1 protein-coding gene is annotated in these 732 nt (G+C 67.2%); it reads right to left on the bottom strand.

Translation table 11 applies throughout. The features are described 5' to 3' along the window. Window positions 1-732 (bottom strand): proton-translocating transhydrogenase family protein (locus G3N94_RS41900; RefSeq protein ID WP_205799981.1); only part of this gene is annotated, 732 nt, incomplete at both ends.

The raw sequence follows: 732 nt of genomic DNA on the forward strand, positions 1-732 counted from the left end.
CCAACGGCGGCGCGACCTGCACCAGCGCACCGATCGCGATGATCGACGAAATCGCGTTGGTCACGCTCATCAGCGGCGTGTGCAGCGACGGCGTGACGTTCCAGATCACCATGTAGCCGATGAAGCACGCCAGCACGAACACCGTGAAGTGCGACAGGAACGTGGCCGGCGCAAACTGGCCAACCAGCAGGAAAGCCAGTGCGCCGACGCCGAACACGATCGCGAGCGTCTTCGCCGACATCGGCTCGCCGCTGCCGTGGCCATGGCCTTTCGGCGCGGCCACCGCGGGCGGCGGCGTCTGTGGTTTCGGTGCGGCGGCCGGCTGCTTGAGCTGCGGCGGCGGCCAGGTGACGTTGCCTTCCTTGATGACCGTGAGGCCACGGATCGCGTCGTCGTCGAAGTCGACGTTGATCGTGCCGTCCTTGGTCTTGCACAGCTCCTCGACCACGCGCAGCAGGTTGGTTGCGTACAGCGTGGACGACTGCCGCGCCAGGCGCGATGCGAGATCCGTGTAGCCGATGATGGTCACGCCGTGGCGCACCACGGCCTCGCCGGGCACCGTGAGCTCGCAGTTGCCGCCTTGCTCGGCCGCCATGTCGACGATTACGCTGCCCGGCTTCATCGACTGCACCATCTCGGCCGTGATCAGCTTCGGCGCCGGCTTGCCGGGAATCAGCGCGGTGGTGATGATGATGTCCGCGTCCCTGGCCTGCTGCGCGTACATCGCGCGCT

Origin of the sequence: Burkholderia sp. Ac-20353 (assembly GCF_017104785.1) — a bacterium.
In the GTDB taxonomy this organism is placed as follows: Bacteria; Pseudomonadota; Gammaproteobacteria; order Burkholderiales; family Burkholderiaceae; genus Burkholderia.